This is a genomic window from Pseudomonas sp. W3I7, from assembly GCF_030816095.1.
GTDB lineage: Bacteria > Pseudomonadota > Gammaproteobacteria > Pseudomonadales > Pseudomonadaceae > Aquipseudomonas > Aquipseudomonas salomonii.
Window position 1 is genome coordinate 4,060,592 of the sequence record NZ_JAUSXP010000001.1, and the last position, 14,051, is coordinate 4,074,642.

Below are 14,051 nucleotides of genomic sequence, written 5' to 3' on the forward strand. Positions count from 1 at the left end.
GGCTGAACTTCTACCGACGCGTGTCAGTCAGCACAAAGGACTCTCATAAAACGGTGGGCGGGCAATGCAGATCTCCTTGCAGCAACAAGTGGCCCTGGTCACCGGCGCCAGCTCCGGCATCGGCGCAGGTGCGGCCAAGGCGTTGGCCGAGGCCGGGGCGGCCGTGGTGCTCAACTACAATTCTCAGGCGGCGCCGGCGCAAGCCCTTGCCGCTCAGATCAACGCAGGCGGCGGGCGGGCGATTGCCATCGGTGGCGACGTGTCCAAAGAAGCCGACGTAGAGCGTTTATTTGCAAAGACCCTCGAGGCCTTCGGCCACCTGGACATTCTGGTGGCCAACTCGGGCCTGCAAAAAGACGCCAATCTGGTCGACATGACCCTTGATGACTGGAACACCGTGATCGGCGTCAACCTCACCGGCCAGTTCCTGTGCGCCCGCGCCGCCGTACGGATCTTCAATCGCCAGGGCATCCGCGACGGCGTCTCGCGGGCGGCCGGCAAAATCATCCACATGAGTTCGGTGCACCAGGTCATCCCGTGGGCCGGGCATGTGAATTACGCAGCCTCCAAGGGCGGCGTGGAGATGCTGATGCGCACCCTCGCCCAGGAAGTCAGTGAACAGCGCATCCGCATCAATGGCATCGCGCCAGGGGCGATTCGCACGGCAATCAACCGTGCGGCCACTGAAGGCGCGGCTGAACAAGAACTGCTCAAGTTGATTCCCTACGGTCGCGTCGGCGACGTGGAAGACGTGGCCAACGCGGTGGTCTGGCTGGCCAGTGATGCCTCCGACTACGTGGTGGGCAGCACCTTGTTTATTGATGGCGGCATGAGCCTTTATCCGGAGTTTCGTGGCAATGGTTGATTTCAAGAACGAACCCCAAAGCGCCATCGATGCCCACGGCATCATCGGCGATATGCGCAGTGCAGCGCTGGTGAACGATAAAGGCAGCATCGATTTTTTCTGCTGGCCGGAATTCGACAGCCCGTCAGTCTTCTGCTCGCTGCTGGACACGCCCGAAGCCGGTGTTTTCCAACTCACTCCCGACCTGCCTAACGCGCGCCGCGAGCAAATCTACCTGCCCGACACCAATGTGCTGCAAACCCGCTGGCTGAGTGATGAAGCGGTGGTGGAAATCACTGACCTGCTGTCCGTCGGCGAAGACGTCGACGACCTGCCGCTGCTGATTCGCCGCGTGCGTGTGGTCAGCGGCACAGCCACTCTTCACCTGCGTTGCGCCGTGCGCCATGACTATGCCCGTGCAGCGACCCAGGCGAAGACCGATAACGGTGGCGTGCTGTTTACGGCCGACGGCCAGCCCGGCCTGCGCCTGGTCGGCAGCCATCCGCTGAACCTCGAAGACCAGGCGGCAGTCGCACGCTTTAGCCTGAGCCAGGATGAAGGCGCCGAGTTTGTCCTCGGTGGCGCCGACGACCCACGCGTCACCAACGATTGCACCGACCTGTACCTGGAACGCACCCTGAAGTTCTGGCGCGGCTGGATCGCGCAATCCAATTACCGTGGACGCTGGCGCGAAATGGTCAACCGCTCGGCGCTGGCCTTGAAGCTTTTGACCTCACGCAAACACGGCGCGATCATCGCCGCCGCCACCTTCGGCCTGCCCGAGTCTCCCGGCGGCGAACGCAACTGGGACTACCGCTACACCTGGATCCGCGACGCCTCGTTCACCGTCTACGCGTTTATGCGCCTGGGCTTTGTCGAAGAAGCCAACAGCTACATGCGCTGGCTCAAAGGCCGGGTCAGCGATTGCTGCGGGCAGCCGACCAAAATCAATATCCTCTATGGCATCGATGGGCGTCAGCAGCTGCCGGAAACCACACTCGACCACTTGAGTGGGCATGGCGACGCCAAGCCGGTGCGCGTCGGCAATGAGGCGTTCGACCAGATCCAGTTGGATATCTACGGCGAACTGATGGACGCGGTGTATCTGGTCAATAAATACGGCGAGGCGATTTCCCACGAAGGCTGGAAACACACGGTGGACGTGGCCGACCAGGTCTGCGAAATCTGGAACCAGAAAGACGTGGGCATCTGGGAGATGCGCGGCGAGCAGCATCACTTCCTGCATTCGCGGCTGATGTGCTGGGTGGCGCTGGACCGCGCGATCCGCTTGGCCTCCAAACGCTCGCTGCCGGCCCCATTCGCACGCTGGGACCAGACCCGCCAGGCCATCTACGCCGACATCTGGAGCAACTTCTGGAACGAAGAGCGCGGCCATTTTGTGCAACATATCGGCAGCACCGCATTGGATGGCTCGATGCTGCTGATGCCGCTGGTGCGCTTCGTCGCGGCCACCGACCCGCGCTGGCTGTCGACCCTGGAAGCGATCCAGAAAAGCCTGGTGCGTGACGGCATGGTCTATCGCTACCGCAACGACGACAGCCAGATTGACGGCCTGCAAGGTACCGAAGGCGCCTTTACGGCCTGCTCGTTCTGGTACGTCGAATGCCTGGCCCGCGCCGGCCAGGTGGAGAAAGCCCACCTGGAATTCGAACAACTGCTGCGCTACGCCAACCCGTTGGGCCTGTACGCCGAAGAATTCGACAGCCAGGCCCATCACCTCGGCAATACGCCCCAGGCGCTGAGCCACTTGGCGCTGATCAGCGCGGCGACTTTCTTGGACCGCAAGCTCAGTGGGGTAAAGACCGTGTGGCAACCCTGAGGCGGGCTGGGCACAATGGCCAGACGCGTCGTTCGATTGTGCGCAAAACATGGAGGTAGAGGTGGGGCGGCATCCTTTGGTCAAAATCGTTGATCGCGACCCGGTTTTCGCGACCCTGGCGCCATGAGCGGATTTCCTACCCTCGCAACCCCGCGCCTGCGCCTGCGAGAACTGCAAGTAACCGACGCCCCCGCGCTGTTCGCCATCCACGCCGATGCCGCGAGCATGCGCTGGTTCGGCGCCGACCCCATGACTGACCTCGCCCAGGCCGAAGCCCTTATCAACACCTTCGCCCAGTGGCGCACTCACCCCAACCCAGGCACCCGCTGGGGCCTTGAACACCAAGGCACATTGATTGGCAGTTGCGGCCTGTTCAAGTGGAACCGCGCCTGGAACAGCTGCGCTTTGTCCTGCGAACTCGCCCCTGCTGCTCGCGGGCAAGGCTTGATGCGCGAAGCCTTGCAGGCCATGCTCGATTGGGGCTTTGAGCATATGCAGTTGCATCGGGTAGAAGCCTTGGTGCATCCGCAGAACTTTGCTTCTCTAGCGCTATTGAAACGCCTGGGTTTTAAAACCGAAGGCACATTGCGAGAGGCCGGGTTCTGGAATGGCCAGCGGCATGACCTGACAGCACTGGGATTGTTGGTGCGCGAGTGTCTAGACAAGTAAGAACATTGCCTTCGATCGTTCGATCTCCCGTCACAGCGTTCGACTAAAGTTTTTCACCTTTGGCCTGCTACGAGAAGACCGTCATGAACCCACTCGCCCCACTGCTCTACGTGCGCACCTCCATGCTCGACGTGGCCTATGAAGCCCACGGCCCTGAAGGCGGTGCGCCGATCATATTGCTGCATGGTTTCCCCTACGACCCGCGTGGCTACGATGACATCGCGCCGGTGCTGGCCGAGCGTGGCTACCGCGTGCTGGTGCCCTACCTGCGCGGCTATGGCCCCACGCGGTTTATCAATGCGCAGGTCATGCGCTCCGGCCAACAGGCGGCGTTGGCCAAGGACCTGCTGGACTTCATGGATGCCCTGCACATCCCGCAAGCCACGTTGGCGGGTTTTGACTGGGGTGGCCGCGCCGCGTGTATCGTCGCCGCGCTGTGGCCCGAGCGCGTACGTGGGTTGGTGACGGGAGATGGCTACAACATTCAGGACATCGCCCATTCACTCAAGCCGCGTGCGCCCGACACAGAGCATCGCCTGTGGTATCAGTTCTACTTTCACACCCAGCGTGGCGTGGACGGTTTGAGCGCCAATCGCCGCGAGCTGTGCGCGCTGCTGTGGAAGCTGTGGTCGCCGACCTGGGCCGAAGGGCCGAGCCTCTACGCCAAGACCGCGCCATCGTTTGATAACCCGGATTTTGTCGAGGTGGTCATTCACTCCTATCGCCATCGCTTCATGTACGCCCCCGGCGACCCGGCGCTGGAAGCCATCGAGCAGGCCCTGGCGCTGCAGCCGCCGATTTCGGTGCCGAGCATCTCGCTGTGCGGCGCCGATGATGGCGTCGGCCCGGCCCCGGTGGAGGACGACGATGTGGCGTGCTTCAGCGGCGTGTATCGGCGCCAGGTGTTGCAGGGTGTTGGCCACAATGTGTTCCAGGAAGCGCCGCAGGTGACCCTTGAGGCGCTGTTTGAACTACTCGACAGAACGTGAGAGCGCCGCCGCGATCCTGAAGCTGAAGACACTGCCCTGCCCCACCACGCTTTCTGCCCAAAAGCGAGCCGCCGTGGGCTTCGACGATGCCATGGCAGATATACAAGCCCAGGCCGCTGCCCTTGGGGTTGCCCTCGCGGGATGTCCAATAGCGCTCGAAGATGTAGGGCAACTGCGCCGCGCCGATACCGGCGCCATTGTCACACACGCGAAACAGCACATCGTCGCCTGCTGCCTGGGCAATCACCTCGATCGCCCCGCCCGGGTCAGTGAACTTCAGGGCATTCCCCAACAGGTTTGAAAACACTTGGAACAGACGCTCCGGGTCGGCCTGCACGCACAGCCCTGGCTGGGTCCGCCACGTGAGGTTAACGCCCTTGGCCGCTGCCAGCGGGTGCCACATCAACCCGAGCTGCTCCAGCGTGGGCGCCACGTCCACCGCTTGCAAGGCGACCTGGTAGCGCCCCGCTTCAATGCGGGAAAGGTCGATCAAGTCCGTCAGCAACGTGTTCATACGCGCGGTCGCGGTTTGCATGGTTTCAATTGCGATGTTCAAGCGAAGGGTGGCTTTGGTGTCGTCGGCGGGCACCATCTTGCGCATCATGCCGCATTGCATCAGCAGGATCGTCAGCGGGCTGCGCAGGTCATGGGAAACCACCGCCACCAGCTCATCCCGCGCCCGCACGGCTGCATGCTCGCGCTGCACCTGGCGCGCCAGGTCATGCTCGAGGGCGTTACGGCGCAGGCTCTCCACGGCCTGTAACTCCGAGGCCGACCATTGCAGCGCCTTGCCGTCCACCTGCTGCTTCCATAGGGCAAATGACTGGCGTGGGCTCAACGCCGCTGCCCCCGCTTCGCCGTGTTTGATCGGTTCGCCGCTCCACTGCACGGTCGTTTTGATCTCAGGGCGGAACCACATCACTGCGTTGTCCGTAGGCTTGGGCAGTCGCAAGGCTAATAAGCCGCTGGCGAAGGCCTGGCAGGCGGCAGCCGGCGGGAAGTCGGCGGACAATTGGTGGCTGGCGACCACGCCTTTGCCCTGCTGATGAATCCACGGGTACAGCGCACGAATGTCAGCCTCGCTGGGGCAAACGCCAAACCGATGCAGGCGCTCCTCCACCAGAATGGCCAGCCCCTCGGCGGCTGTCAGGCTCAGCAAGGTGTCGGCGTGGGGCAACAGGCTCTCCAGTACATCGCACGTTTGCGCCGTCATGGCGGCGACCAACCTGTCGATCATGGCGGTTTTTTCCTGCTGCTGACGACGCGCCTCCTGTTCCTGGAGCAACGTGATCTGCATCGACAACAGCTGGCCGATGCTGATACAGGCAGTGCGTAATTCATGGGGCACGCGCAAGGGTTCACGGTGACCGCAGGTAATCAGCCCCCAGAGCTGATCGTCCTTGAGCAGGGAAATGCTCATCGACGAGCGCACCCCCATATTTTTCAGATAGCGACAGTGAACCGGCGAGACGCTGCGCAGCACCGCAAAGCTGAGGTCCAGGGCTTGACCGGTGTCCGGGCGCAGGGCCGGCAGGATCGGCACCGGCAGGTACTCGGCGTCGGGAATCACCCGAATCCAGTTCAACCGGTAGAGTTCGCGGGCTTGGGGCGGGATGTCCGAGGCAGGGAAACACAGGCCCAGGTACGGCTGCATACCGTCGCTGAGGGATTCGCCGATGACTTTGCCGTGGCCCTCCTGCTCGAAGCGATACAGGGTGACCCGGTCATAGCCGGTCAGGGCGCGAATCTCGGTGACGCAGGTCTGGTAGAGCCCATCGAGGCTCTTGGCCGACTGCAGGCGGCGCAAGGTTCGGGCCACGTGCAGCTGGGCCGTATGCCGGGGCGTCACGGAGCGCTCCAACTCGAGCAATAACAGGCCTTGATGGCGGTGCAATAACGCATCAAACAATTCGCCGTTGAGCGTCACCTGATGCAGTTCATCTTCATCCGCATCCAGGTCTGCCAGCGCCAACCGAATGCCGGCCAACGCCGCATCGCCAACGAGGCTGGCCAAGGCCTTCCCGGTCAAGGTTCCAGGCCCCAGCCCCAAGGCTGTATTGAGGTTAGTACTGGCTTGCAGCACCACCAACGCCGGTTCGCTTAGCGTTAACAACAACCCGTGGGGTTGGATGGTCCCTGGAATGTGAATGGGCTCGCTCGCGCAATCGTCCCGCAGGGGATCGGCGTTGGTCGCAGGCAATGGCTTCATGAGACAGGTCACGCCGGGGGCGGAAGGAATGATGGCGCAGGTCGCCGCACGAGATACTTGCGCCAACATAGCACCTTGGTTCAACTGTGTATGTTTTCATTCAAACCGGTTGGCAGAAGCGTTCCCGGTAGGCCTGGGGCGTGACATCCAAGGCCCGCAGAAAACTGCGCCGCAGGGTTTCCTCACAGCCAAAACCGCATTGCACCGCAATGCGTTTGATCGATGCCGTGCTGTCGGCCAACTGCCGCCGCGCTGTTTCCACGCGGATCAATTCGACGGCGCGGGCCGGGGTCTGGCCGGTTTCGGTGCGGTAGTGGCGCACAAAACTACGCTCGCTCATGCCGGCCTGGGCGGCCAGGGTGGCGATGTTCAAATCCAGGGTGAGGTTGTCGGCCATCCAGGCGTGTAAGTCGGCAAAGCGGCTGTCGCCCTTTTGCAGCGACAAGGTTGCGCTGAACTGCGATTGCCCGCCCGGACGCTTGAGGAATACCACCAAATGCCGCGCCACTTCCAGGGCGACGGCGCGGCCCAGGTCTTCTTCCACCAGGGCCAGGCACAGGTCGATGCCGGCGGTGACGCCGGCGGAGGTCCACACCGCACCTTGCTGGATGAAGATCGGGTTGGACTCCACCGTCAGCGCGGGAAACTTGCGCGCCAGCTCTTCGCAGCGAGTCCAGTGGGTGGCCACACGGCAGCCGTCGAGCAGGCCGCTGGCGGCGAGCAAAAAAGCCCCGGTGCACACCGACGTCATGCGCCGTGTGTGCCTGGCCTTTTCGCGCACCCACTGCACCAACGCGGGGTCTTCGGCGGCGCCGTACACGCCCCAGCCGCCGGCGATCACCAGCGTGTCGCAGGGTGTATCCGCCGCGGGCAGCGGCTCGGCCACCAACGCCAGGCCGGCGGAGGTCATCACCGGCGCGTCCTGCGCGGCGACCACCGAGACCGCGTAAGGCAACGCCAGGCCGCGCTGGCGCGCCAGGTCATTGGTCGAGGCGAACACCTGCAACGGCCCGGTCACGTCGAGCACCTGGGCATTATCAAAAGCGAGCACGTGAATGATCCGGGTCATGATTGGCGTGATTTGTGGGTTCAATGGCGTATTCGCCAAAGCCTAGGCCTCTACAGTGAAGCCGTCCACCCCTTTATCGGAGCTTGATTCATGACCTTGCAGATCGGCTTTTTGTTGTTTCCCGGCATCCAGCAACTGGACCTTACTGGCCCCTATGACGTGCTGGGTTCGCTGCCGGATGTGACGCTGCACCTGGTGTGGAAAGACCTGGCACCGGTCACTTCCAGCACCGGTTTGGTGTTCACTCCGACCATGACGTATGCCGACTGCCCGCGCCTGGATGTGATATGCGTGCCCGGCGGTTCCGGCGTCGGCGCCTTGATGGAAGACCCGCAAACACTCGACTTCCTCAAAGCCCAGGCACAGACCGCCCGCTACGTGACCTCGGTATGCACCGGCTCACTGGTGCTCGGCGCGGCCGGTTTGCTGCGCGGCCGCAAAGCCACCACCCACTGGGCCTACCACGACCTCCTCGCCCCACTGGGCGCCATCCCGGTACAGGCGCGCGTGGTGCGTGATGGCAACCTGTTCAGCGGTGGCGGGATTACTGCGGGGATCGACTTTGCGCTGACCCTGGCCGCCGAGCTGTACAGCGAAGCCGCCGCACAACTGGTGCAGTTGCAGATCGAATACGCGCCGGCACCACCGTTTGAAGCGGGCAGCCCGGACACCGCGCCCAAACATGTGCTGGAGGAAGCCAACAAGCGCACGACGGAATCACGTCGGGTGCGCGGTGAAATTGTGGCGCGTGCGGCCGCGCGGTTGGGCTGACGCCACGACTGCAGCAAAACTCTGCGGCTGCAGGTCGGTTATGCCGGTGGGTCAGGCAGCTTGTGTGTCGCCAGTGCCGCCGCCTTCGCAGCCTCGCTGGGGCTCGACAGCTCCCACAGTTGAACGGCTGCGCTGGCGGGATTTGCGCTTGCCGCAATGGCCCTGCGAACCGAGACCTGACTAACAAAGCCGATCCCCTGTGGGAGCTGTCGAGCTTTAGCGAGGCTGCGAAAGCGGTGGGTCAGGCAGCTTATATTTCGCCAGTGCCGCCGCCTTCGCAGCCTCGCTGGGGCTCGACAGCTCCCACATTGGATCTTTGTCGCTGGGGGATTTGTGTATGCCGCGATGGCCCTGCTAATCGAGACCTCAGCAACACAGCCGATCCCCTGTGGGAGCTGTCGAGCTTTAGCGAGGCTGCGAAGGCGGTGGATCAGGCAGCTTATGTTTCCCCAGTGCCGCCGCCTTCGCAGCCTCGCTGGATCTCGACAGCTCCCACAGTTGAACGGCTGCGCTGGCAGGGTTTGCGCTTGCCGCGATGGCCCTGCTAATCGAGACCTCAGCAACACAGCCGATCCCCTGTGGGAGCTGTCGAGCTTTAGCGAGGCTGCGAAAGCGGTGGGTCAGGCAACTTATACTCCGCCAGTGCCGCCGCCTTCGCAGCCTCGCTGGGGCTCGACAGCTCCCACAGTTGAACGGCTGCGCTGGCGGGGTTTGCGCTTGCCGCGATGGCCCTGCTAATCGAGACCTCAGCAACAAAGCCGATCCCCTGTGGGAGCTGTCGAGCTTTAGCGAGGCTGCGAAAGCGGTGGGTCAGGCTGGCCGGGACATCAGTGCCAACCGCGCGGCCAATAGCATCAGCACGGTCGCCAGGCCCCATTTCTGTAGCCTGGCGCTGTGGCGACTGCCCGCAAACATTCGGCTGATCGCCTCGCCAAAAATGCCCAGCAAGGCATGAAAAACCCCGGCGATCAGGGTCAGAACGCCGCCCAGCACCCAAAGTTGAATGGCGATGGAGCCGGCCTCGGGCCTGACGAATTGGGGCAGGAACACCATAAAAAACAACAACGCCTTAGGGTTGAGCAAACTGTTGAGCATGGCCTGCACAAACACATGCCGCAAACGCACGCGACGGACCTGGGTCATGTCCAGGCCGGTGCCTTTTTGCAAGGTCTTGAACACCAGCCACAACAGGTAGATCACCCCGGCGTAACGAATCAAATCAAACGCCGGCGGCCAACTGGCGGCCAAGGCGGTGACCCCGCTGGCCGTCAAGGCGGTCAGCAACACGTCCGCCACGCAGATCCCCAGGCTCGACGCCACCCCTGCGCGCCAGCCATAACTCACGCCATGGCTGATGACAAATGCCATATTCGGCCCCGGTGACAGCAGCAACAGCAAAACAGCGCCGGAAAAAACCGCGAGGGTTGCAAGGTCGATCATGCTCAGGCCATCCACCAGAGAAAGTCCCCAGATTAAACGGCGCGCCTTGGGGTCACAAAAAATTGTGCTGGATACATTCTTCGCCAACACTCACGCCGGGTGATTGCCCATTGCCACAACCAACGATTAGAATGCGAAACATTATCAATAAGACCCTGCATCAGGATGCCCCTGTTGAGCGACCATCCTCTGGACTCTGCCGCCATCGGCCAGCTCTACCATGCCCACTCGTCCTGGTTGCGCGGCTGGTTGAGCCGGCGCACAGGCTGTCGTGAACGTGCCGCGGACCTGGCGCAGGAAACCTTTGTGCGCCTGCTTAACGCGCGCAAACATCAGACCTTGCAACAACCGCGCGCCTACCTGAGCAGCATTGCGCGCAGCCTGATGATCGACCAGTACCGGCGCCGCGAGTTGGAGCGCGCCTACCTTGAAAGCCTGGCGCACTTCCCGCAAGTGGATGTGCCGTCGGAAGAAACCCGCCTGCTGATCCTCGACAGCCTGGAGCGCATCGACCGCCTGCTCGACCAGCTCAAGCCACGGGTGCGCGAAGCGTTTCTGCTGGCGCAACTGGACGGCTTGACCTGCGCACAAATCGCCCTGCGTCTGGGTGTGTCCAAGGCCACCGTTGAGCGCGACCTGTCCAAAGCCCTGCATGCCTGCTACCGGCTACGTTATGCCGAACGTTGACCCGCGCCTGGTCGACCAGGCCATCCAGTGGATGATCCGGCTGCGTTTTAACGTCGCCGATGACGTCAGCACCGCCGCGTTCGAACAGTGGCTGCAAAGCAGCCCCGAACACCAACGGGTGTGGCAACAGGTGGCAACCATGAACGATGAGTTCAGCCACGTGCCCGCCGGTGCCGGGCGCGATGCCCTCAACAGCGCACGCCAACGCATCAGCCGCCGTGACACCTTAAAGGTGCTGGGCCTGTTTGCCGGCGCCGCCGGCCTCGCCTGGCTTGGGCGCGACTACACGCCCCTGCCCGAGTTGATGGCTGACTATCGCACCGCCACCGGCGAGCGACGCTGGGTGACGCTCGACGATGGCAGCCAGATCCAGCTCAATAGCGCCAGTGCGATCGACGTTTCGCTCAGTACCAAACAGCGCCGGGTACACCTGCGCCAGGGCGAAATGCTGATCCACACCGGCGTCGACAGTCGACCTTTCTGGGTGCAAACCCGAGACGGCTACCTGCGCGCCGTCGGCACGCGCTTTATGGTGCGCGAAGAAGGCCAAGGCACGTTGCTCGCCGTCCAACAGGGCAGCGTGGCGGTGTTTGCCGGCCTGTACGACAGCAGCGCCCGCCAACTGCTCAACCCCGGCGAGCAGGTACTGTTCAACCACACCCATCTGCGCCCTCCCATCGCTAACGGCCTGGACCCCTGGGCCTGGAGTGACGGCGTGATCAGCGCCCACAACATGCGCCTTGATGACTTCCTCGCCGAACTGAGCCGCTACCGCAACGGTTTGCTGCGTTGCAGCGAGGCCGTGGCCGGGTTGCGCGTGTCGGGCACTTACCAGTTGGATGACACCGACCAGGTGCTCAACCTGGTGGCGCAGTCGTTGGCGGTGAACGTCACCTATCGCAGCCGTTATTGGGTCACGGTCACGCCCCGCGTTTAAGGCTTCAAAAATAAATGAGGTTATTTCTCATTGCCGCTCGACCTGTAAGGAAAGGCCGATCAACAGGCCGGTTCTGTTCACTTCCTTAAAGGAGCATCCCGCGGTCATGCAAGCGTTCCCTTCCCATAGTTCCCCCCTCAAGCGCGCGTTGCAGGCCGCCCTGCTGGGCGCCTGCCTGAGCGGCGGCGCCCTGCCGCTGGCCGTGATGGCCGAAACACTCGCCAACGACACCCTGGCACGCGATTGGGGCATTGCCCCTGGCCCGCTGACCCACGCGCTGGACCAGTTCGCCCGCCAGGCCGGCATCAGTCTGTCCTACGACGCCACCAGCGTTGCCAACAAATCGAGCCCCGGCTTGAACGGGCGCTTTGAGCGCGAGCAAGCCTTGAGCGAACTCTTGCGTGGCCAGGGCTTACAGGCACAACGTCAAGGCGCTAGCACCTGGCTGCTATTGCCCTACATGGCCGATAGCGGCGCGCTGAACCTCGGTGCCACCACGGTAACGGGCGAGCGTCTGGGTGCTACCACCGACGGCACCGGTTCCTACACCACAGGCGCGGTCACCATCGGTAAAGGCCAACACAGCCTGCGTGAAACCCCGCAATCGGTCAGTGTGATGACCCGCCAACTAATGGATGACCAGAACCTCACCACCATCGAAGAGGTGATGGAACGCACCCCGGGGATCACCGCCTACGCATCGCCCATGGGCGGTAAATACTTCTATTCCCGCGGCTTCAAGATGCTCGGCCAGTACCAGTACGACGGGGTACCGTTGGACATGGGCAAAGACTATGTACAGGCCGACAGCTTCAGCGCCAACATGGCGATCTACGACCGCGTGGAGGTGCTCAAGGGCGCAGCCGGCATGCTCAAGGGTGCCGGCACCGCCAGTGGTGCGGTCAACTTTGTGCGTAAACGCCCCCAGGCCAAGCCGACCTCCAGCCTGTCGCTGGCCGCCGGCACCTGGGACAACTACCGCGCCGACGTCGACACCGGCGGCCCCCTGAATGACAGCGGCACCGTGCGCGGCCGCGCGGCGTTCAGCCAGCAGGATCGCGGCTCCTACATGGACGTCTCCAAACGCAAGGACCAGGCCTTCTACGCCGCGCTGGATGTCGACCTCAACCCCGACACCACCCTGGGGCTGGGCGCCAGCTACGAAGACATCGACGCCAGCCCGTGCTGGGGCGGTGTGCCGCGCTACAAGGATGGCAAGAGCGCCAAACTGAGCCGTTCCACCTGCCTTGGCCAATCCTGGAACGACTGGCAAAGCCAGCGCGCCACCTTCTTCGCCGACCTCACCCACCACTTCAACGACGACTGGCAACTCAAGGTCGCGGCCGTGCATAGCCGCAACCTGCAAGACACCAAGTACGCCGCCAGCGAAGGCACCATCGCCTATGGTGACCCCGCACCCACTGCCAATTCCTACGCCGCGCTGATGGACTACGATCACAAGGACTTCGGCCTCGACGCCTACCTGGACGGCAAGTTCGAAGCCTTCGGCCTGGAGCATGAACTGATCATCGGCGCCAACGGCAGCCGTGGCACCCAGGACGACGTCTACGCGATCCGGAGCCTGCCGACGCGCCAGAGCATCTACCAGCCCGACCACCACTTCCCGGAGCCGGCCAACGACACCTTCTGGCCGAATATGTACCGAGGCGGCACGGTCAAGGAAACCGCCACCCAGTACGGCACCTATGCCACCTTGCGCCTGCGCCTGGCCGAGCCGTTGATGTTTATCGTCGGTAGCCGGGTAAGCTGGTACCAGAACCGCCGTCAGTCCAATAACCTGGCCTGGGGCGAATGGGCCGTGCAGGATGCACGCACCAAAGAAACCGGCGAGGTCACGCCGTTTGCCGCGCTGATCTACGACCTCGACGAACACCTGTCGGTGTACGCCAGCTACGCCGATATCTTCCAGCCGCAAAGCTCGTACGCCACAGTGGATGGCGCGGCCCTCAAGCCGCTGATCGGCGAAAACTATGAACTGGGCATCAAGGGCGAATGGTTCGACGGGCGCCTCAATAGCTCCCTCGCGCTGTTCCGTGCGGTGCAGAAAAACGCCGCCGAAACCGACTACCTCAGCTTGTGCCCGACCTCCTCCGATGGCTATTGCTACTCCGACAGCGGCAAGACCCGCGCCCAGGGTGTCGAGGCCGAAGTCAGCGGCGAACTGCTGGAGCGCTTGCAGGTGTCAGGCGGCTACACCTATACCCAGACCAAATCCCTGAAAAACATCGACAGTGCCATCGAAGGTGGCATTGGCAACAGCTATGTGCCACGGCACATGCTGCGGATGTGGGGCGACTACCAACTCGACGGCGCGCTGTCGAAATGGAGCGTGGGCACTGGGGTCAACGCCCAGAGCAGCAACTATCGCGTGCAGGGCATCAAGCTCGAACAGCCCGGCTACGCCCTGTGGAGTGCGCGGCTGGCCTACCGGGTGGATGACACCTGGACCGTGGCGCTCAATGGCAACAACCTGTTCGACAAACACTATTACCAGACCGTCGGCACTGCCGCCTGGGGTAATTTTTACGGCGAACCGCGCAATTTCACTGTGAGTTTGAAAGGCAACTTCTAACCC

Annotated in this window: 10 protein-coding genes and 1 pseudogene; 8 read left to right on the forward strand and 3 right to left on the reverse strand. The window is 62.9% G+C overall.

What is annotated here, in order from left to right:
• The first annotated feature begins 64 nt into the window (after nt 1–64).
• The 4 genes from QF043_RS18685 (at nt 65) to QF043_RS18700 (ending at nt 4,342) form a co-directional block, all read left to right on the forward strand.
• Complete coding sequence (locus QF043_RS18685; protein WP_305458969.1) at nt 65–865, forward strand: glucose 1-dehydrogenase; 801 nt, start codon at nt 65–67, stop codon at nt 863–865.
• On the forward strand, nt 858–2,684 hold the full coding sequence (locus tag QF043_RS18690; protein WP_307419728.1) for a glycoside hydrolase family 15 protein: 1,827 nt from the start codon (nt 858–860) through the stop codon (nt 2,682–2,684). The genes QF043_RS18685 and QF043_RS18690 overlap by 8 nt, the downstream gene beginning before the upstream one ends.
• 123 nt (nt 2,685–2,807) lie before the next feature.
• Nucleotides 2,808–3,353, forward strand: a complete 546-nt coding sequence (locus QF043_RS18695; RefSeq protein WP_307419729.1) for a GNAT family N-acetyltransferase — start codon at nt 2,808–2,810, stop codon at nt 3,351–3,353.
• An 83-nt stretch (nt 3,354–3,436) separates the two neighbouring features.
• Nucleotides 3,437–4,342 carry an alpha/beta fold hydrolase gene (locus QF043_RS18700; protein WP_307419730.1) on the forward strand — a complete coding sequence of 302 codons (906 nt, stop codon included), beginning with the start codon at nt 3,437–3,439 and terminating at the stop codon, nt 4,340–4,342.
• Here the strand turns inward: QF043_RS18700 and QF043_RS18705 are convergent.
• Nucleotides 4,325–6,551: pseudogene (locus tag QF043_RS18705) on the reverse strand (ATP-binding protein). The gene QF043_RS18700 and the pseudogene QF043_RS18705 sit on opposite strands and share 18 nt — an antisense overlap.
• A gap of 100 nt (nt 6,552–6,651) precedes the next feature.
• Nucleotides 6,652–7,620 carry a GlxA family transcriptional regulator gene (locus tag QF043_RS18710; RefSeq protein WP_305458963.1) on the reverse strand — a complete coding sequence of 323 codons (969 nt, stop codon included), beginning with the start codon at nt 7,618–7,620 and terminating at the stop codon, nt 6,652–6,654.
• A 90-nt stretch (nt 7,621–7,710) separates the two neighbouring features.
• On the opposite strand from QF043_RS18710, the gene inhA reads away from it, so the two are divergent.
• Nucleotides 7,711–8,391 (forward strand): isonitrile hydratase, encoded by a 681-nt coding sequence (inhA, locus tag QF043_RS18715; RefSeq protein ID WP_307419731.1) that lies wholly within the window; start codon nt 7,711–7,713, stop codon nt 8,389–8,391.
• Nucleotides 8,392–9,201: 810 nt separating this feature from the next.
• Here the strand turns inward: inhA and QF043_RS18720 are convergent.
• Nucleotides 9,202–9,831 carry a LysE family translocator gene (locus QF043_RS18720; RefSeq protein WP_307419732.1) on the reverse strand — a complete coding sequence of 210 codons (630 nt, stop codon included), beginning with the start codon at nt 9,829–9,831 and terminating at the stop codon, nt 9,202–9,204.
• Between the two features lie 171 nt (nt 9,832–10,002).
• Between QF043_RS18720 and QF043_RS18725 the strand changes: the two genes are divergently transcribed.
• The 3 genes from QF043_RS18725 (at nt 10,003) to QF043_RS18735 (ending at nt 14,048) form a co-directional block, all read left to right on the forward strand.
• Nucleotides 10,003–10,518 (forward strand): sigma-70 family RNA polymerase sigma factor, encoded by a 516-nt coding sequence (locus tag QF043_RS18725; RefSeq protein WP_307421446.1) that lies wholly within the window; start codon nt 10,003–10,005, stop codon nt 10,516–10,518.
• Nucleotides 10,505–11,455, forward strand: coding sequence for a FecR domain-containing protein (locus QF043_RS18730; RefSeq protein ID WP_307419734.1), 951 nt, complete (start codon nt 10,505–10,507; stop codon nt 11,453–11,455). Before QF043_RS18725 ends, QF043_RS18730 begins: the two co-directional genes overlap by 14 nt.
• A 106-nt stretch (nt 11,456–11,561) precedes the next feature.
• Nucleotides 11,562–14,048, forward strand: coding sequence for a TonB-dependent receptor (locus QF043_RS18735; protein WP_307419735.1), 2,487 nt, complete (start codon nt 11,562–11,564; stop codon nt 14,046–14,048).
• The last annotated feature ends 3 nt before the right edge of the window (nt 14,049–14,051 follow it).

What these genes read in the sequence shown, in the direction of transcription:
- QF043_RS18685 (WP_305458969.1), top strand. Translation starts at nt 65, where the DNA reads ATGCAGATCTCCTTGCAGCAACAAGTGGCCCTGGTCACCGGCGCCAGC.
- QF043_RS18690 (WP_307419728.1), top strand. Translation starts at nt 858, where the DNA reads ATGGTTGATTTCAAGAACGAACCCCAAAGCGCCATCGATGCCCACGGC.
- QF043_RS18695 (WP_307419729.1), top strand. Translation starts at nt 2,808, where the DNA reads ATGAGCGGATTTCCTACCCTCGCAACCCCGCGCCTGCGCCTGCGAGAA.
- QF043_RS18700 (WP_307419730.1), top strand. Translation starts at nt 3,437, where the DNA reads ATGAACCCACTCGCCCCACTGCTCTACGTGCGCACCTCCATGCTCGAC.
- QF043_RS18710 (WP_305458963.1), bottom strand. Translation starts at nt 7,620, where the DNA reads ATGACCCGGATCATTCACGTGCTCGCTTTTGATAATGCCCAGGTGCTC.
- inhA (WP_307419731.1), top strand. Translation starts at nt 7,711, where the DNA reads ATGACCTTGCAGATCGGCTTTTTGTTGTTTCCCGGCATCCAGCAACTG.
- QF043_RS18720 (WP_307419732.1), bottom strand. Translation starts at nt 9,831, where the DNA reads ATGATCGACCTTGCAACCCTCGCGGTTTTTTCCGGCGCTGTTTTGCTG.
- QF043_RS18730 (WP_307419734.1), top strand. Translation starts at nt 10,505, where the DNA reads ATGCCGAACGTTGACCCGCGCCTGGTCGACCAGGCCATCCAGTGGATG.
- QF043_RS18735 (WP_307419735.1), top strand. Translation starts at nt 11,562, where the DNA reads ATGCAAGCGTTCCCTTCCCATAGTTCCCCCCTCAAGCGCGCGTTGCAG.